This is a genomic window from Nonlabens spongiae (assembly GCF_002117125.1).
GTDB classification, from domain to species: Bacteria; Bacteroidota; Bacteroidia; order Flavobacteriales; family Flavobacteriaceae; genus Nonlabens; species Nonlabens spongiae.
This window is the reverse complement of record NZ_CP019344.1, coordinates 2,414,573-2,432,875: the sequence shown is the minus strand read 5'-3', so window position 1 is coordinate 2,432,875 and position 18,303 is coordinate 2,414,573. Positions and strand designations below refer to the sequence as shown.

Below are 18,303 nucleotides of genomic sequence, written 5' to 3'. Positions count from 1 at the left end.
ATAAACTTCCTTTTTATTTTTATTATCGCTAATATCTTTACTAAGAACTTTTCACTTATTAAGAAAGTTATATTTTCTTCCTTATTATTTGTGATCTTCGGAGTGTTTTTTAGACCTTATTACATGTTACTACCTCTATTAGCATTTGCCTTGAATTTAATAGGTTATGTTAAAATAAAAGGTAAGGTTTTGACTGTTCTAGTTTCCGGTCTTTTAATAGCCTCGTTTATTTCAATATCACACGGCCTATTAAAAGGTCAATTTATTTCTCAAATGTCTCGAGAAGAACATAATCTCAGTCGCTTAAACACTGGAGAGGAGAATGCTGATACCATGATTCAGTCGCCTATTTATCCGACAAATCCTTTGGGAGAATCGATCAGTATATTCTACGGTTTTTTTACGGTAAACCTACCCTTTAACGGAATCAGGTTCATCAATAAGCCTCAAGTTATTTCCTTCTTAATATGGCAGCTCAGTCTTACTATTCTTTTGATTTATTTCTACTCCAAGGTTCTTAGAAACAAAGACTTGAAACATGAACGATGGGTTTTTCATTTAGTTTTCGCATATTTCATTGCTCAAGGTATATTTGAACCTGATTTAGGAAGTGCTATTAGACACAAGATAGGAATACTTCCTCTCATTTGGCTAGCGGTGTATTATGATCAAGGATTTATCAAACGACCTCACAAGATCTATAAATTAAAGTGGAGAGATGCTTGAAAAAGTAAGGAGCTTTCTGGCTGACAGATATGATATTATAATTGCAGTACTTGCATCACTTTTAGTCTTCAGAAAGGTAGGAACACCTCTTTTGATTTTGTTCATAGCCATGCATTTGCTATTCATAAGAAAGTTTGCTTTCACAAGAGAGAATCTCAAGCTTCTCTTGATTATTTCAATACCTTTTTTGCTCGACATCCTGTATATTTGGAACAACGATAGTATTATAGAAGGTTTTAAACATTTAGAGAAACGCTCGAGTCTACTGTTGTTACCTCTCGTGATCCTCGGTTACTTCAAGCAAATTAAATTACGTAGAATTCTCAAATATTATTCCTGTATTTTCCTACTTATCTTGAATGTGCTTCTCTTAAGATTCACAATAATCAAAACAGATCATGTAAACAAATACATCAACGGTAAACACCTGTGGGAAATGGGCTACGAATTTGCCAATAGCACCACCGTTCACGCTCCTGCATTGAATATGCATGTCGCATTTCTCGTCTGTACGCTATTTTATCTATTGATAACTTCTTCATTAAGAAATGTAACTTTTTCTTTGGCGGTTAAGGTCGTAATGTTCTTAAATTCCATAGCTATACTTCTTATAATCAACACACGACTTGCAATTGTTTTGGCTTTTGTAGGCCTGCTTTCCAGCACTATTTTCGAGTTATCAAAAAAAACATCCCTTCGGAAGATTGCTTTTACAAGCATTTGCGTAACTATATTTTCAGCATTAGGTTTTTACGCTTTCGCGAAAGCGTTCCCGTACACAGAGAAGAAATTTACTCAAGTTGCATTTGCTCATATGGATAAAGTAAATAAGCTTGATGAAATTGATAGGCCGGAGATAACAGTTTATAGTAGTCTAGTTACACGTGTAAGTATATGGAATACCGCTTTAGAGAGAGCTAAGAGAGATATTTGGCTAGGAGTAGGTGCGGCTGATGGGAAAGATGAACTTAATCAAGCATATATAGATACGAATCAAAAGTTTCTGGCTAAATACCGTTTTCCTACTCACAATCAATATATAGATTTTCTACTCAAATTTGGAGTTTTGGGTTTGCTGGGGACTATAACATTCATGCTTTTGATCTTATATTTAGGTGTTAAGCTTAAGAATAGTCTGATCATATTTTTCTTTATCCTTTTTGCGGCATCTAATTTGACTGATGACTTTTTAATCAGATATGACGGTATAACCTTTAGTGCATTGTGGTTAAGTATTTTCTCATCTATATATTTGAAACAGCGTCTATATAAAGATCAGCCAATTGCTTGAAGTTTTTATTACAATTATATAGCTCTCTAACTTTTTTCTTAGCAGCTTTACCCATCTCAAATCTAATCTTCTGATCCTTCAAAGTATTCAAAGCTATAAGGTAATCATTATCATTGTCAACTAAAAACCCAGTTTTACCATGATCAACCAGATCTTTATTGCCTATCACATTAGACGCAATGACCGGCAGACCCATGGCCATGGCCTCAATCATAGCTATAGGTAACCCTTCCCACAGAGATACTTGTATAAATATATCGAGTTTCAACATGTGAGGTAAGGCTTTTGTTCTATCAGTAAACCACCCAGTTTTTTTAATATTAGGAGATGTAAGTAAGCCACTTAATTCACCGTCACCAATCCATAAAAAATCGATTTCAGGGGATAAAGAAATATATTGATTAATAAGTTTAGGGTTTTTTTGGGGACTAATACGACCCAAAGTTCCAACAATTAAACGCTTTGAATTTGTTCGTTCAATCTTTTCAGGCATTAATTCCAGCCTGATGCCATTTCTTATTAAGTATGGCGACTCCTCAAACTTTTTTGCTATTTCAAACTCAGTATCTCCACAAGCGATAGTCTTGGTTTTTGAAAATTTTGCAAAGTTCTTTTCAAGAGCTCTGAAAAACTTACTCTTTTTATCGCTCACGTCTTTTCTGAGAAATGCATAACCATGAGGTGTGTAAAAGGATGGTGTGCTTTTAAATGATCTTATGGCCAAGCGGCCTAAAATACCTGCCTTGCTGCTATGAAAATGTACTACATGCGGCCGGACTCTCTTTATACACTTTTTTATTTCTAGGTACCCCTGCAAGTCTTTTAAAGGATTGATTTCCTTGACCAGATCGAGTAAGATAAGCTTACAATTAGGTTGAAAGTCTTTTGATACATCATCAGGATTGATCTCCTTACGTTTGTTACTGTAGGCAATGAATACTTCCAGCCTATTGTCAGCTCCCATAACATGAGAAAGATCAGTAAAATAGCTGTATACACCGCCGCCCAAGGCTTCTATAACGTGAAGTACTTTTAATTTTTCCACCTAATTAATTGTGATAGCAAAGTTACTAGCTTTACTTTGTTCTCTCCTTTATAACTATGAGCAAGTTATTCAATAAGATATTTTTATCCGGTAAGATGAATTTTTCCACTTTAGAAAAATTTATTTTGATTGCCACGGCTCTATTATTTTTCACTCCAGTCGTTCCCAGGTTATTTTGTAATATTCTGCTAGCGATCTTTTTACTTCTGAGTTTTTTGAACTTTTTATTAAACAAAGATCGAGTAGTCAATCTACGGTTTTTGCTGTTGGGATGCTCAATTTTTATTTTTCTCGCATTCAGTTTATTATATACAGAAGATTTTGAATACGGCGTCAAAAAGGTAACCACCAGCTTGCCACTAGTTGTTGTACCATTAAGTTTATCCTTGTGGACGCCTAAACTTATCGCAGCATTTAAAGTTTTTATCAATAAGTTTCTATTTGTCTATGTGCTTTCTGTTCTGTTACTCAGCTTGATTACTATCTATCAATTTAGAGATACACTCTGGTCGACAGATTTATTTAGACAGAGCTTGCTTAAAAACAATCTTTTCGTTGGGATGGAGGCCTTGTACTATAGCTTTCATCTTGCCCTCGCTTTGATGGTATTGGTACATTTATTTTGGTCTAGTCTTAAATTTTGGCGACAGCTTTTATTGGTTGTTTTAATGTGCGCCCTTGCACCTATATTGATTTCTCTATCTTTTAAGTCAGCAATTCTGTCTTTCTTGGTAGCCTTTGGTCTTTACTCACTTAAAATTAATCATTATAAGGTTTGGACTCTATTTGCAGCTGCCTTAACCATTATAGTAGGCTTGATTTCATTTTCTAAAGATTTTAATCAAAGATTTGCTGATCTATTTTTTGTTAAGGACTCATCAGAAATTGAATATGCAGAAATCAAAAAGACCATTCAGGTCTGTGCTATAGAACTGGCTCCTGAGGCAGGTCTATTCGGTTATGGTGTGGGAGATGGAAAACAGAAGCTTATAGACTGTTATAAAGGTAAAAATCAAACACTGGCATTAAATTCCTACAATTCACATAATCAATACATAGGGCTTTATCTCAAAATAGGCTTCTTAGGTCTTCTTGTCTTTGCAATATACCTTTTTTCCTTACTCTATACTGGATTGACTCAAAAAAACCACTTAGGTACAAGTATTCTCATATTTATAGGTATTTTCATGTTGGCAGAAAATATTATCGAACGAGAACAAGGAGTTTATTACTTTGCGTTGTTTCTGGGCTTTCTGTTTCTCAACAATTTTAAGATTCCAAAAAAATATGATATGATTCTGTCTCATGAAAAAGTCCTTAGAAGCTTTAGGGAGGAATAACGCTTTCTCGAAAGCGAAACTCAAAAAAAGCTATTACTATCACATGAACCCAACCGAGCTCCTCTCCCTTCTCGCACTGAAAAAAGCACCACTAGTAGGTGACATTCTAGCTAAAAAGCTCATCAGGGAATTCGGGAGTGCGAGTGCTGTTTTTGAACAGGACAAGCCATCCATCGCAGCGCTCGAGGGAATGGGCGATAAGAAAGCCTCGTTCATTGAGAATAAGACATTTCTATTTAAAAAAGCTGAAAAGGAACTGGAATTCATTGAGAAGCACCGCATAAAATACAGAGTTTATTATAACGATGACTACTCTAAAAGACTTCAATACTGTCCAGACGGGCCCATCATCTATTTTGAGAAAGGGAAAATTGAGCTGGACAATCCATATGTCTTGAGTATTGTAGGCACACGCCAGATCACCACAAACGCTGCGGCTTTCTTAGAGAAATTCATCAGTGAGATCGCTCCTCTCAATCCCATTATCGTGAGTGGCTACGCTTATGGTGTAGACATCCTGGCTCATAAACTAGCAATAGAAAATAAGCTACAGACTGTTGCCGTTTTGGCTCACGGTCTCAATCAAACCTACCCGCGCAATCACGAGGCCTACAATGAGCAGATGATGGAAAATGGTGGTTTTATCTCAGACTTCTGGCACTCTGACTCCTTTGATCGCAAGAACTTTTTGGGACGCAACCGCATCATCGCGGGTTTAAGCGAAGCAACTGTGGTCATAGAAAGTGCGTCAAAAGGTGGTTCACTGGTCACGGCTGATCTAGCAAGTGATTACAACCGCGAGGTTTTTGCCGTACCAGGCCGGGTAAACGATAAATATTCCATAGGCTGCAATGAGTTGATCAAACAAGCCAAGGCCCACATGCTCACTAAAACCGAAGACATCGCCTATATCTTGGGTTGGGAAAAAAAGCAAGACATCGCTATCCAGAAACAACTCTTCGTAGAACTTAACGACGAGGAAAAACAAGTTTTCAAATACCTAAAAAAGGCAGATAAGGAACTGCTGGACATCATCGCGATGGATTTGCAAATGCCGGTCCACAAAGTAGCTTCCATGCTTATGGGAATGGAACTCAAGGGTGTGGTAAAGCCGCTGCCGGGTAAACTTTTTACCCTGGCTTAACAATTCACGATTAAGTCATATTTTGAACAAGCTCTAGTGTTACTTCATAAAGAGGTCTGTTTTCGCTTTTTGATTTGAGCCAAGCGTAAAAACTCATGGCAAAGACATCTTCAGCAAAATCGGAAATAGTTAACTCTTCCAGCTTATCGCTGAAGGATTTAGTTAATAAAGCATTCCTATTCTCATTACTTATTAAAATAAGCCTGAGAAAATCCAAGATACGCTCCTCCCCTATCTTTTCAAGAGTTGTTCTTTTGCGCTGAATCTTTCTATGCTGTGAGTCTACAAGGTTCTCCATTTTAAGATCTACATAAATCAATAGCAACAAAAGGTTTTTCTTTACAACCAGCTGTACGGTGTAATGTCGTTCATAATAGAGGTCTTGATGTTTGAGTTTATTCAGTTGACGCAAGGCTTTTTCTGGTTGCCTTTGTTGCAAATAAAATGATGCTAATAGACATTTAGCATCTAAACGATCGAGTGCAGCATGCTCAAGACATTTTATCGCCTCCATTGCCTTTCCTAAATAATTATTGCATAGCGCCTGAAGCATTATGACTTCCTCAGTTCTTGACTTAGATTGTTGGTCACTTTTTTGTAACAAAGAGAGGTAGTGAAGTGCGCGATTAAATTGAGTAATTCTTGAAAAAGATAACGCAAGTAAGAATAGTAAATCATAATAATTATGGGTGTTCAAAAGCGATGGATGTTTTGAGGTCAACGCTTTTTCCACCATCTCTAATTCTGCAGTTATAAGATGATAATTTCCTTCTCGAGATGCCGCGTCTGTATACAAATCCAGTATCTCAAAAAGGCTTTTAACGCTCAGATCAGAACTGATTTCTATCTCAAGCTCTGAGGATAATTTCCTTAATGTCTTTAATCGCTGAGCGTCTGGATTCGTTTTAAAATTCATGAAAAGCAAAGCGAGCCGGTCATTTTTATCGATTAAGACCCGATTAGCCTCCCAGGCAGACTTCAACTTACCTGCATCTATTTTCATTAAGTGTGCAGCGCTGATCATGGTCAGATATACCTCATGGAGCAAATTGAATTCTTCTGAATCTTTGGCAAGTTTTTCGGCTTTTTTCAAGGTCTTTCTGGCTAGGCTATAGCATTCTCTTTGAAGCAACTTTCTACCGGCCAGCAACAAACGCAACGTTTCCATTTCTGCTCTTTGATCGGTTTCAAAACCTTGAATGGCTAGGTATTGCACAAGGTTTTGTTGCAAGCGACTTTTAAGAGCGTAGTAGGCATTATTACCTTTTTTGCCATAGAGTTTCGTACTCAAATCGCTCTGAGGACCTTTTCTCAAATAGTTGAATAATTTGATTTGTCGGGCATCAGTTCTTTTAGTTCTCGCTTTCGCGAAAGCGAGATACCCAACCGCCTCTGCCTCATTCAAACCTTGAATCAATCTGATTAAATCATCATTTTTATTCATTCAACAATCTTATTAATAGCAATTTATAAAATTATTTACGTAAATAAGTCGTTAGTATTTACTGGATTTAGGTTTTTATGATGCAAAGTTCTCGCTGATGTTTGTACCGTAATTCAAAATTCAAATTATGGAAACGCATGAAATTTTTGAAAAGAACAAGCCGGAAGTAAAATCAACGTTTGACGGGAAGCCTACACCCGCGTTCATCAGTGCATCATGGGTGGCATTAATAACAGGAATGGTCTCCTATTGTATAGGGTTGTGGAACGCCACCATGGAACTGAATGAAAAAGGGTACTACTTTACGATTTTGTTATTTGGGCTGTTTTCGGTGATCTCTGTACAAAAATCGGTACGCGATAAACAAGAGGGTCTTGCCGTGACTGATTTATACTATGGTATAAGCTGGTTTGCTACGCTCGCATCGATTGTATTGCTTACTATAGGCTTATGGAATGCAGATTTATGGCTGAGTGAGAAAGGCTTCTATGCGATGTCCTTTTTGTTGAGTTTGTTTGCTGCAATTGCCGTTCAGAAAAACACCAGGGATGTCAAATTTATTGAACAACAGAAAAACGATGGTTAAGAAACTACTGTTGAAGGTTGCGTTTTATTTGAGCATGTGGCAATGTATTTATCTCTACTATATCGCTTTAGCGCATCAATTCTCAAGTATATGGATCGATCATGCGTTATTTAGGGTTTTCTTTGAAATGTTTACCATTCCTACCATATTGAGCGTTCCTTGTGTTTTCATAGGTTATTTAGTAATGTCCTTTATCTATAGGAAAGAACTCAAAAATTGGAGAAACTATGTTGGTTTAGCTATCAATGTAGCTACCCTGATTCTACTGTTATGTTCACCTTGGTAGAAAGGAAATCATTCTGGAATTTATTGCTATACGATGTAACAAAGAGGAATAAACCTACTCTTATTTAACAATATGGTGACGTACTTTACGTTGCGATTTAAACGATAAAACCAAATCAATGAAACTAAGACACTTATCGGCTTTTTTTCTATCAGCTGCGGTACTGACCGGCTGTAAAGATGAAATGCCCGCTGAACCAGAAATGGCTTATGCCGCTTCTACTCAAGAGGACTCTAACGGTTATTCCTACGAGACTTTCAGAGACGATCCTACTGGTCTGAGACTTTACACACTGGACAATGGTTTGAAAGTCTACATGGGTAAAAACGAAGAAGAACCTAAAATTCAGACCCTTATCGCCGTACGCGCAGGCTCTACTTACGACCCTGCAGATAATACAGGACTAGCGCACTACCTAGAGCACATGGTCTTTAAAGGAACTGATGAAATAGGCACGACGGATTATGAGAAAGAAAAAGTATTGATTCAGGAAATTTCTGATCTCTATGAGGAGCACAAGGCGACACAAGATCCTGAAGCAAAGAAAAAAATTTACCGCAAGATCGACAGTGTTTCTTACGAGGCCTCAAAAATCTCCATTGCCAATGAGTATGACAAAATGGTTAGTTCCTTAGGTGCTGAGGGTACTAATGCCTTCACCTCAAACGAGCAAACCGTTTATGTCAACAAAATTCCTAGTAACGAGTTGGACAAGTGGTTGTCTATTGAAAGTGAGCGTTTTAGTCAAGTGGTGTTGCGTTTGTTTCACACAGAACTGGAAGCTGTTTTTGAAGAATTCAACCGAAGCCAAGACAGTGATGGTCGCAAACAATATGAAGCTGTCCTAGCTGGTTTATTCCCTAGTCATCCATATGGAACACAATCCACAATAGGCGTTGCGGAGCATCTCAAGAATCCGTCGATGGAAGCGATCAACGCTTATTTTGATAAGTATTATGTACCCAATAATATGGCTGTAATACTCGTAGGAGATATCGATTTTGATCAAACTATTAAGAAAGTAGATGAGGCCTTCGGTCACTATGAAAATCAAGAAGTAACACATCCTACTTTTGAGGATCAACCTGAGCTGACTGCACCAGTTAAAACGGTAGTAAAGGGGCCAACAGCAGAAAACATCTATGTAGCCTTCAGAACTGAAGGAAAAGGTTCAGATGACGAGGTGATGGTAACCCTGATTGATTATATGCTTGCCAACTCTCAAGCTGGACTAATCGATTTGAATCTTAACCAGAAGCAAATGGTGCAGCAAGCATCATCATTTACAAACTTTGATAACGATTATGGATTTCACTTGCTTTACGGCTACCCTAAAAAAGATCAAAGTCTCGACGAGGTTAGGGATTTATTACTTGCGCAAATAGAAAAGATCAAAAAGGGTGAGTTTGAGGATTGGCTGATTGAGGCTGTAGTAAATGATCTCAGAAAGTCACAAATCCAGCAATATGAAAATGGATCAGCTACGGCTTATGCTTATCTAGATGCATTTATAGGTTTTCAAGACTGGCCCAGCCGTCTGGAAATGCTGGACAAAATGAAGGAAATCACTAAAGAAGACGTGGTAGCATTTGCGAATGAAACGTACAAAAACAATTATGTAGAAGTTCACAAAGTTCAGGGAACAGATCCTGATATCGCAAAAGTCGAGAATCCTGGCATCACACCTATCGAGCTGAATCGTGGTAAAGAGTCTGCGTGGTTGAAGAACTTCAACACGATGGAAACGCCATCTCTCAAACCACAATTTGTAGATTATAAAAAAGAGATCAAGACTACTGAGACAGAGTCGGGTCTTGAATTTGCCCACATCGAGAATCCATCTAATGACTTATTCAATTTATATATGATCTTAGATATGGGAAGTGACCACGATAAGCAAATGAGCCTCGCTGCTGGTTACATGGATTTCTTGGGAACTGAAAAGTATTCTCCAGAAGAACTAAAGCAGGAATTTTACAAATTAGGTATCAATTCTTACGTGAATGCAGGTCCAGACCGCACCGTGATCGGTATGTCAGGTTTAAAGGAAAATCTTGAGCCAGGTCTTGAATTAGTAGAGCACTTATGGGATAATGCTGTTCCTAATCAAGAATCTTACGATAAATACGTTGATCAAATCATGAAGAATCGATTGGATGGTAAAACTCAAAAAGGAAACATTCTTTTTAACGGTTTGATGAACTATGGAAAATATGGCGAAGATTCCAGATTGAGAAACATATATACCGAAGCTGAGCTGCGCGCCATGGATCCTGCTGATCTTGTCCAAAAAGTGAAAGATCTGAGAAATTATGAACACCGCATCTTCTATTATGGAAAAGATAAAGAAAGCGCCATAGCTGCTGTAGACACCCATCATAAGATACCTACTGATCTCAAATCGTATCCTGAAAAGCGTGAATATCAAGAACAAGAAACAGGTGGCAACGTATACTTTGTAGACTACGACATGGTTCAGAGCGAGATGGTATTGCTTGCCAAAGGAGAAGAGTTTGATGCTGAGCAAATGGCTGCAACTAGATTGTTCAATACCTACTTCGGTAGTGGACTTTCATCCATCGTATTTCAAGAGATCAGGGAGTCTAAATCACTTGCCTACTCTGCTTACTCTTCTTATCAACAGGCTTCAGAAAAAGGGAAAAGCGATTACGTTATGGCCTACATAGGAACTCAGGCTAACAAAATGCCCCAAGCCATTGATGCGATGATGGAAATCATGACAGAGATGCCAGAAGCTCAAGAACAATTTGATCAGGCAAAAGAAAGTACTCTAAAGCAAATTGCTGCAGATCGAGTGACTAAATCAAATATTTTCTGGACTTATGAAGGCTTGAAGAAAAGAGGAATTTCTGAGGACAATCGTCAAAAAATGTACGATGCCATTAAGGACATGACCTTAGCTGACCTGAGAGAATATTTTCAGAAAAACATCAGCGGTGAGGATTATAACGTAATGGTTATAGGTAATAAGGAAGATGTAGACATGAAGGCTTTGAGCATGTTAGGGAAAGTTCAAGAGCTTGATGTGGACTACCTTTTCAACTATGAGACAGAAGATGTGAGAATGTAAATCGCTCACTGATCAAACATGAGAAAGTGCCTAGATATTCCATCTGGGCATTTCTTTTCAGTAGATATTTGTTTTTATTTTAAGCTCGTGATCAGTATGAGTTTGTAATATTGTTACGCTTTCGCGAAAGCGAACTAATCAAATTAGCATGAAAAAAGAAGCTTCCATCATCATTCATAAACTCAAAACTGCCATAGATCCCAAAAAGCAATTGATGGAAATATGGAGGGAAATCAATGAGTATGACCAGAAAGATAAAGATGAGACTCTCAACGATCTAGATGACTACCGTCAAGAATGTATGGCTAAGGGTGAGGAGGATTTTGGTGAGATGTTAGAGAAAATAATCACAGACATACGCATAGGTGTTGAGCCACCTAAATTCAAGAATGTTCCCAAACAATTCTAGTATGGAGATCAAAGTTCTAGAATTTGAAGCGCTATCATTGAATCAATTATATCAGAGTTTAAGATTGCGCTCACAGGTTTTTGTTGTGGAACAAGATTGTGTGTATCAAGATATAGATAATTACGATCAACAAGCTTTACATATTCTAGGATTCAAGGACAATCTACTGGTGGCCTACACACGAGTATTTGATCCAAAAACTTATACTGAACAGGCTAGTATAGGTAGGGTAGTTGTTCATCCAGATTTCAGAAAACAAAGCCTAGGTGTTGAAATCATGCAAAAAAGCATCGAGGTTTTGAAATCTAGAGGTCATAAACTTATAAATATTTCAGCTCAATGTTATTTAGATCAATTTTATAAGGACCTAGGTTTTGTACAAACAGGAAAAAAATATCTTGAGGACGGTATCCCGCATCAGGAAATGACCCTTGAATTGAACCATTAACCCACCTATAAAACCTATTTTTAAGCCCTATGAGCTGGCTGCGATATATTTTGATGCCCTTATACCGTGTGTGGTTTTATGTGCTTATGGGCGTTCCCATTATTGTTTTATTTCCCATACTTGTTGTTTTTACCATTTCTGAGAAAACCTATCATATCTTTTTTGCAATTGCTAGATTCTGGGCGGCAATCATTATCTACGGGATGGGATTCTATCCTCAAGTGAAAAGATTAGGGAAAATGGATCCTAAACAGAGCTATATGCTCGTGGCAAACCATACCAGCATGACTGATATCATGATGATGTTGCTGATTTCGCGTAATCCATTCGTTTTTGTAGGCAAAGCTGAACTGGCTAAGATTCCCATTTTTGGCTTTTTCTATAAACGTACCTGCATACTCGTGGATCGCAACAATGCGAGAAGTAGGAAGGCTGTATTTGATCGTGCACGACAGCGCTTACACGATGGTGTAGGAATCTGCATTTTTCCCGAGGGCGGTGTACCTGATGATGAAGATATTCTACTCGACACTTTTAAGGACGGTGCTTTTAGACTGGCGATTGAGCATCAGATACCAGTGTTGCCGGTCACATTGCTGGATAATAAAAAGCGTTTTCCGTTCACGTTCTTTAAGGGTAGCATGGGTAGGATGCGAGCGATTGTCCATAAGAGCGTTCCCACTAAAGGTATGAATCTACAAGAAGATAAAGTACGCTTTCGCGAAAGCGTAAGAAACATCATACTTCACGATCTGAAAAACGCTACTTAATAAACCAAAGTTGCTAGAATTAAAAAACCGCCCCATGGCACAGGAGCGGCTTTTCGTCATCATTGCAATATCGAGTTTGTAAACCCAATGCTTTCTTTTTCATAAGAACAGTTACTGCCCGCAATGCTGGACAGCCACCGTTAAAATTTATAGGTCAGACCACTGTACACAGCAATTGTGTAGGGCCTAAAGCCTGTAGGATCGTTTGAGAGCGCGTTAAATTGGTATTTGAACATAGGTTCCAGCATGATCCCCAATCGATCTGTAAGTCCATAATCCAATCCCAAACCAAAGTTTGCACTCTGATTAAAGTCTCTGAAGTTATTATCGCTACCCAGATCCAATCTACGATTGTCTCCTATAATCTGAACTTGGTTCTGTTGTAAGAACAAAGCGCTAAAACCACCGGCAACACTTAGGTTTAATCTAGAATTAATGAGTTTGTAGCGCATTTCAAGTGGTACTTCTATATATCCCAGCTGCTGTGACAGCTCTCCATCAAGACCCAAAAATGCATTTGAAACAAGATCTGGAGCAAAAGGCATCGAGCTGGTAACCGTAGGGAGTGAACCCTGATCCATAACTGCTGAGGCGTCAAAAGCTGTTGCAAACGGTCCATCAATAGTAGGGTCACTGCTCGCATAACGCACATCACCGGTATTATAGGATACATCAGTTTTATGAATTCCGGTTCTCAAACTCCACCTGTCATTAAGATCATAAGCTAAGGAAACACCGTAGCTCAGGTTATAACCGGCTTGGGTGGCATTATCTGCAACGGCGGTATTGATCGAGCTACCAGACAATGAATTTGAATACACTGGAGCAATGAGCGTACTTCCTGTGAATTTTCTGGAGTTGGTTTGCTGAACATCGAGAGAATCTGACTTGCTTTCTTCTGAAGCAACAGCGTTCTTGACCAATTCATTAGCCAATGAATCTTGTTCCTTTTCATTAAACACCGTTAATGCATCCTGATTTTCCTTCTCTATCTTAGTTTTATTCCCAACGACATCTGACTTTTTGAACTGCTCATTCTTTGTTGTAGCCGATATACTGGTTCTCTCATCAACGGGAGTCTCTACAATTTCATTTTTAGTTTCCCTATGATTATCACGGCTGGTTTTAGGCAGGTTAAAAGCCGCGTAATCTGTACTTGAATTAATGGTTGATGATTTGTTTGTTTTAGTTGATGGATTTGATCGATTTCCGGTAGGAGCAGGTTTTTTGTTGACCTGAGCGGTTCCAACCACATTATTTGAATTCTGTGAGCGATTGTTTTCTTGGCTCGCAACACTCGCATTCGTTACACCGGCATCTGACTGAGACACATCTCGTAGGTTCTGTGGTGAAGGCGTGCTGGAATTAGAGGGTACATCTTCTTCAGAGGCAACTGCCTCAGTTTGGGAATTATCTTGAGATTGCTCTTCGGTAGCACTTGAAGTTTTGACAAATTGATCCTTTGTAATATTAGGATCATTATCCTGTTGAAAAAGAAAAAGACTTAATAAAAGAGCTAAGCCGGCAGCGATACCACCATAATACCAGAATGGTGTGATTCTGCGCTTTTTCTCCTTGGGAAGTTCTTTCTCGATTTTACTCCACATGTCAGCAGGTGGAGTAGGTTCAAATTCCTTAAACCTCTCTTGGTAAAGACGGTCTATGTTCTTTTTATCACTCATAACTAAATGGCGCTGCTGCGATTGCTATCTCGCCACTCTATAATTTTATCCTGAAGCAGGCCTCGAGCCCTACTCAAATTAGACTTAGATGTTCCCTCACTTATTTCCATCATTTGTGCTATTTCCTTATGTGAATAGCCATCCAAAACATAAAGCGAAAAAACCAATCTGTATCGCTCTGGTAAATCCCTAACAAATTTTAAGAGATCGTCCAAAGCTAGATCATCTACTTCCTTAACCTCAACCTCTGCCTCTATGTTGATCAAACGCTCCTCACCTACCGTATGCAGTTTATTCTTGCGATACTTTCCTAGAGCCTTATTGATCACGATCCTCCTGCACCAACCCTCAAATGACCCTTTATCTTTATACTGATCGATCTTTTTAAATATCGTGATAAAAGAATCTTGCAAAACGTCTTGAGCATCCTCTTCAGTTGCGGCATACTTCAAGCAGCTCCCATAAAGTCTAGCTGCGTACAGCTCATAAATTTCCTTCTGGGATTTTCTATCGTTTTTCTTGCAATTTTCTATAAGCTGCTTAAGCGCCACGCATGGAAATTAGGAATTAACTGGTACTACAAATTCCAAAAATGTTTCTTCTCCATTTTCATCAACACCATTCAGAAATTTAAATGTGTAATCTTCAGTAAAAATTACTTGGAATTCAAATATCTCTGTAATTTGTCTAGCTTCCTCCTGATCACAGTCTGTTCCTTCATACTGAGCGACCACGGTTCTTACAATTCTAGTGTTTTCTTCAGCTCTGATCATGTCAAAACCGGCAAAATCAAGACAGGGATTTGATAAGGTAAGGTCTACCTCAATCTCGTAGGTCTCGCCCAGTTCAAATGAATCAGGTACATCGACCGCATCAACCCCAACATAGCCATAAACTACATTGGGACGATTATCGTCGTCCAGACTGCATCCTGCGAGCCCTACGACCATCAATAAAATCAAAAATACTTTTCTACTCATATTACCAAGATGCTAGATCATGCAAATGGTTGCGTTTGGAAACAAAAAAACACTCCAAAAGAGTGTTTTAAGCATTTTAAATCCCTTAAACTACTAAGATTCAACAGCTTTCATAGCTTCTGCTATTTTCTTGTCCAGTTCATCCATTAGATCTGGATTGTCTTTTAAAATAGCTTTCACCGCATCACGTCCCTGACCCAGCTTAGTATCCTCATAAGAGAACCAAGATCCTGCTTTGTTGATGATCTCATAATTTACACCTAAGTCGATGATCTCACCTAGTTTTGAGACTCCTTCACCGTACATGATATCAAACTCTGCCGTGCGGAATGGCGGTGCCACCTTGTTTTTGACAATCTTAACCCGTGTTTTGTTACCTAAAACATTTCCAGAGCTGTCCTTGATCTGGGTTGATCTTCTTATGTCCAATCTTACGGATGCATAAAACTTCAGTGCGTTACCACCTGTAGTAGTTTCTGGATTTCCAAACATTACTCCTATCTTTTCACGTAACTGGTTGATGAATATCACCGTACAGTTTGTCTTTGAAATAGTAGCAGTCATTTTACGTAAAGCCTGAGACATCAACCTCGCATGGAGCCCCATTTTACTGTCTCCCATCTCCCCTTCTATCTCACTCTTAGGAGTCAGGGCTGCAACAGAGTCGATTACTATAATATCTATAGCGCCCGATCTAATAAGGTTTTCAGCAATCTCGAGCGCTTGTTCACCATTGTCAGGCTGTGAAATGATGAGATTATCAAGATCGATACCTAATTTCTCTGCGTAGAAACGATCAAAAGCGTGCTCTGCATCGATAAATGCAGCAATACCTCCTTCCTTTTGGCATTCTGCGATCGCGTGAAGTGTGAGTGTGGTTTTACCAGACGATTCTGGACCATAAATCTCTACAACTCTACCTCTAGGGTAACCCCCTACGCCCAAAGCTGCATCAAGAGCTAAGGACCCAGTAGAAATGGAATCTACATCAACAACTTGACGATCCCCCATCTTCATTACGGTTCCTTTACCGTAGGCCTTATCAAGCTTATCTAATGTGAGTTTAAGAGCCTTTTGTTTTGCTGCTTTTTCCTTATCGTCTGCCATCTTTTAAATTTTACGTAAAAATAATAATCCCTAGCTTTTATATCTTCTAGTTGTACGATAAAGTACTAACAATTCCGCTTTCGCGAAAGCGTAACAAAAAAGGGCTACCCTGATAGTAACCCTAATTTTTGAGAGTCAAATCCAAAGATTAGCCCTTAATAAATTTCAATGTATGGGATTCCTCTCCACTACTTACTTTCACAAAGTACATTCCCTGAGCTAAGTTGTCAACATTAATTAGCTCTAATCTTGATCCAGATTCAAAACTGTTCGCAGAAATTAATTTGCCCATATTATCAAAAATTTGTGCGTCAATTTGATTATTCAAATTACTGATGTCCATATAGATGCTGCCTGTTTCAGCTGGATTAGGGTAAATTGATATTGAATTTTCCAATGAGGCTGCCTCTACACTAGCTGTTGCATCAATTATAAATTGACCTATGTGAAAATCCAAATCAATTCCTATGTCATCTACATCACCATCAGTAGCGTAAAACGCAAATTGTGTCAAACCGTTATAAGCAGAAATATTATAGCTGCTACGAGATCCCGTTGAAAGTGGTCTGTTATTTACATCCCAAAGATCTAAAACGGTCCAGGAGTTACCACCATCTTCTGTTACCAACAAATAAATCTGGTCATCACTCCCCATATTACTAGTATTGGACTCAAAAGAAGTACCATTGATTTGATAACTCGTCACAGCTACATCTACGGTAAGAAAATCATTATCTGAACCTGATAAATCATAAATCTCTGACATGAGCCATTCATTATCATCAGATTGATATAGTCTAATAGCGTTACTAGGAATAACTGTACCTGAAATATCAGTATAAGATCTTCCTCCTCTCCAGTCTGAGTTCCCTGTGTTTACCGGACCTGTAGATAAATCACCCGAGGGCGATTCTGACCAGCAATCATTTGGAATATGATTAGCAAAATCTATGTTTACGGGATAAGAAGATGCGATATCATTACATCTAGTAGTAAAAACTACGGGAAAAGACCAATCACCAAAATCACCAGTAGAACACTGCTCTCTGACATAAAGATCATAAGTTGTATGCGGGTCAAGAGCGGGTCCCGTAGTAGATCCATTACCTATGGTAAAGGTAGCATTTGGGAAATTTTGAGGTAGCGATGGGTCGGTCAAATCTGCTGTGGGTGCTGATGGGAATCCTTGCAGTCGAGGAGTCACTGCATATTGAAAGTCACCATTTGAGAATTCGTTCCCACTATCAAAATTTATAGTTGCTGAGGTACTGGTTACATCTGTAACCACCAAATTTGATATATCAAAACAAGTAGGTGGAAGAGCTACAGAAAAGTTATCGATATGAAAGTCGTAATCCTGCCCTTCATCAATACTCCCACTGGATGCGTAAAATGCAAATCTAACCTGAGACTGGCCATTAAGGTTAACAAGCTCATTAAAGTAAATTTCTCCTAACTCATCTGGCTGATTAGTATTGTTCCATGTCTTTAAAGCATTCCAAGTTGTACCATCTAAAGAATAGGCTAGAATGACCTCATCATCAGAATCCATCTGATCTGCAGATGTAGTGTCAAAATTAGTTAAGGCAACATCAACTAGAAGTTCATAACCACCAGCAGAGAGGTCAAATGTAGGAGTCAATAACCAGTCACTCACGCCAAGATCTCTAATATTAATATTAACAGCACCTAATCCCGCGTCAAGTTCATGAGCAAACTCTTCTTGAGTCCAGTCTGACAGTCCTAAAAACATGGGCCCATTGGTAAGACTACCTTCGTCTGCTTCTTCCCAGCAATTAGGTAAATAGTTATCAAAAGTTTCAAAATAATCCGGTACGATAGGATTGTTGCAGTTCTGAGCATATACACTTAAGGTACTAATAATCAGAATATAGGTAAGTATTTTTGTAGCCATTTATCGGAATTTTAGTACTCAAAATTACCCACATATCAA

16 protein-coding genes are annotated in these 18,303 nt (G+C 38.5%); 9 read left to right on the top strand and 7 right to left on the bottom strand.

The window, feature by feature from the left end; genetic code table 11:
- The first annotated feature begins 123 nt into the window (after positions 1-123).
- Together BST97_RS16005 and BST97_RS11185 are read left to right on the top strand one after the other, a co-directional pair.
- Entirely contained in the window at positions 124-726 is a 603-nt protein-coding gene (locus BST97_RS16005) for a hypothetical protein (protein ID WP_157111638.1), read from the top strand.
- A complete protein-coding gene (locus tag BST97_RS11185) occupies positions 719-2,017 on the top strand; it encodes an O-antigen ligase family protein (protein ID WP_085767315.1) in 1,299 nt (432 codons plus the stop codon). The genes BST97_RS16005 and BST97_RS11185 overlap by 8 nt, the downstream gene beginning before the upstream one ends.
- On the opposite strand, the gene BST97_RS11180 is transcribed toward BST97_RS11185, so the two are convergent.
- Entirely contained in the window at positions 1,971-3,062 is a 1,092-nt protein-coding gene (locus BST97_RS11180) for a glycosyltransferase (protein ID WP_085767314.1), read from the bottom strand. The two genes, BST97_RS11185 and BST97_RS11180, sit on opposite strands and share 47 nt — an antisense overlap.
- Positions 3,063-3,277: 215 nt before the next feature.
- Here BST97_RS11180 and BST97_RS11175 point away from each other — a divergent pair, with 215 nt between their 5' ends.
- Together BST97_RS11175 and dprA are read left to right on the top strand one after the other, a co-directional pair.
- The gene (locus BST97_RS11175) at positions 3,278-4,402 is read left to right on the top strand and encodes an O-antigen ligase family protein (RefSeq protein ID WP_157111636.1); all 1,125 of its coding nucleotides are present in this window, start codon (positions 3,278-3,280) and stop codon (positions 4,400-4,402) included.
- Positions 4,368-5,546 (top strand): DNA-processing protein DprA, encoded by a 1,179-nt coding sequence (gene dprA, locus BST97_RS11170; protein ID WP_317043418.1) that lies wholly within the window; start codon positions 4,368-4,370, stop codon positions 5,544-5,546. The genes BST97_RS11175 and dprA overlap by 35 nt, the downstream gene beginning before the upstream one ends.
- Positions 5,547-5,556: 10 nt before the next feature.
- On the opposite strand, the gene BST97_RS11165 is transcribed toward dprA, so the two are convergent.
- Positions 5,557-6,990: a hypothetical protein gene (locus BST97_RS11165; RefSeq protein ID WP_085767312.1), complete on the bottom strand. Its 1,434-nt coding sequence runs from the start codon at positions 6,988-6,990 to the stop codon at positions 5,557-5,559.
- A 127-nt stretch (positions 6,991-7,117) separates the two neighbouring features.
- Here BST97_RS11165 and yiaA point away from each other — a divergent pair, with 127 nt between their 5' ends.
- The 5 genes from yiaA (at position 7,118) to BST97_RS11135 (ending at position 12,580) form a co-directional block, all read left to right on the top strand.
- Positions 7,118-7,576 carry an inner membrane protein YiaA gene (gene yiaA, locus BST97_RS11160; RefSeq protein ID WP_085767311.1) on the top strand — a complete coding sequence of 153 codons (459 nt, stop codon included), beginning with the start codon at positions 7,118-7,120 and terminating at the stop codon, positions 7,574-7,576.
- A 404-nt stretch (positions 7,577-7,980) separates the two neighbouring features.
- The gene (locus BST97_RS11150; protein WP_085767309.1) at positions 7,981-10,953 is read left to right on the top strand and encodes a M16 family metallopeptidase; all 2,973 of its coding nucleotides are present in this window, start codon (positions 7,981-7,983) and stop codon (positions 10,951-10,953) included.
- A gap of 148 nt (positions 10,954-11,101) precedes the next feature.
- Positions 11,102-11,362 (top strand): hypothetical protein, encoded by a 261-nt coding sequence (locus BST97_RS11145; protein ID WP_085767308.1) that lies wholly within the window; start codon positions 11,102-11,104, stop codon positions 11,360-11,362.
- Position 11,363: 1 nt separating this feature from the next.
- Positions 11,364-11,810, top strand: a complete 447-nt coding sequence (locus BST97_RS11140) for a GNAT family N-acetyltransferase (protein WP_085768234.1) — start codon at positions 11,364-11,366, stop codon at positions 11,808-11,810.
- 53 nt (positions 11,811-11,863) lie between these two features.
- The gene (locus BST97_RS11135) at positions 11,864-12,580 is read left to right on the top strand and encodes a lysophospholipid acyltransferase family protein (protein ID WP_245833554.1); all 717 of its coding nucleotides are present in this window, start codon (positions 11,864-11,866) and stop codon (positions 12,578-12,580) included.
- A 140-nt stretch (positions 12,581-12,720) separates the two neighbouring features.
- On the opposite strand, the gene BST97_RS11130 is transcribed toward BST97_RS11135, so the two are convergent.
- From BST97_RS11130 to BST97_RS11110, 5 genes are all read right to left on the bottom strand, one after another.
- Positions 12,721-14,262, bottom strand: a complete 1,542-nt coding sequence (locus BST97_RS11130; protein ID WP_085767306.1) for an outer membrane beta-barrel protein — start codon at positions 14,260-14,262, stop codon at positions 12,721-12,723.
- 2 nt (positions 14,263-14,264) lie between these two features.
- Entirely contained in the window at positions 14,265-14,813 is a 549-nt protein-coding gene (locus tag BST97_RS11125; protein WP_085767305.1) for an RNA polymerase sigma factor, read from the bottom strand.
- A gap of 9 nt (positions 14,814-14,822) precedes the next feature.
- Positions 14,823-15,242, bottom strand: a complete 420-nt coding sequence (locus BST97_RS11120) for a hypothetical protein (RefSeq protein ID WP_085767304.1) — start codon at positions 15,240-15,242, stop codon at positions 14,823-14,825.
- A gap of 93 nt (positions 15,243-15,335) precedes the next feature.
- Positions 15,336-16,349: a recombinase RecA gene (gene recA / locus BST97_RS11115; protein WP_085767303.1), complete on the bottom strand. Its 1,014-nt coding sequence runs from the start codon at positions 16,347-16,349 to the stop codon at positions 15,336-15,338.
- Positions 16,350-16,497: 148 nt separating this feature from the next.
- On the bottom strand, positions 16,498-18,264 hold the full coding sequence (locus BST97_RS11110) for a T9SS type A sorting domain-containing protein (protein WP_085767302.1): 1,767 nt from the start codon (positions 18,262-18,264) through the stop codon (positions 16,498-16,500).
- Positions 18,265-18,303 lie beyond the last annotated feature (39 nt).

Bases quoted from the DNA above. Each gene is read 5' to 3' on its own strand.
- BST97_RS11120 (WP_085767304.1), bottom strand. From the start codon at position 15,242: ATGAGTAGAAAAGTATTTTTGATTTTATTGATGGTCGTAGGGCTCGCA.
- recA (WP_085767303.1), bottom strand. From the start codon at position 16,349: ATGGCAGACGATAAGGAAAAAGCAGCAAAACAAAAGGCTCTTAAACTC.
- BST97_RS11140 (WP_085768234.1), top strand. From the start codon at position 11,364: ATGGAGATCAAAGTTCTAGAATTTGAAGCGCTATCATTGAATCAATTA.
- BST97_RS11150 (WP_085767309.1), top strand. From the start codon at position 7,981: ATGAAACTAAGACACTTATCGGCTTTTTTTCTATCAGCTGCGGTACTG.
- dprA (WP_317043418.1), top strand. From the start codon at position 4,368: ATGAAAAAGTCCTTAGAAGCTTTAGGGAGGAATAACGCTTTCTCGAAA.
- BST97_RS11145 (WP_085767308.1), top strand. From the start codon at position 11,102: ATGAAAAAAGAAGCTTCCATCATCATTCATAAACTCAAAACTGCCATA.
- yiaA (WP_085767311.1), top strand. From the start codon at position 7,118: ATGGAAACGCATGAAATTTTTGAAAAGAACAAGCCGGAAGTAAAATCA.
- BST97_RS11110 (WP_085767302.1), bottom strand. From the start codon at position 18,264: ATGGCTACAAAAATACTTACCTATATTCTGATTATTAGTACCTTAAGT.
- BST97_RS11130 (WP_085767306.1), bottom strand. From the start codon at position 14,262: ATGAGTGATAAAAAGAACATAGACCGTCTTTACCAAGAGAGGTTTAAG.
- BST97_RS11135 (WP_245833554.1), top strand. From the start codon at position 11,864: ATGCCCTTATACCGTGTGTGGTTTTATGTGCTTATGGGCGTTCCCATT.
- BST97_RS16005 (WP_157111638.1), top strand. From the start codon at position 124: ATGTTACTACCTCTATTAGCATTTGCCTTGAATTTAATAGGTTATGTT.
- BST97_RS11165 (WP_085767312.1), bottom strand. From the start codon at position 6,990: ATGAATAAAAATGATGATTTAATCAGATTGATTCAAGGTTTGAATGAG.
- BST97_RS11185 (WP_085767315.1), top strand. From the start codon at position 719: ATGCTTGAAAAAGTAAGGAGCTTTCTGGCTGACAGATATGATATTATA.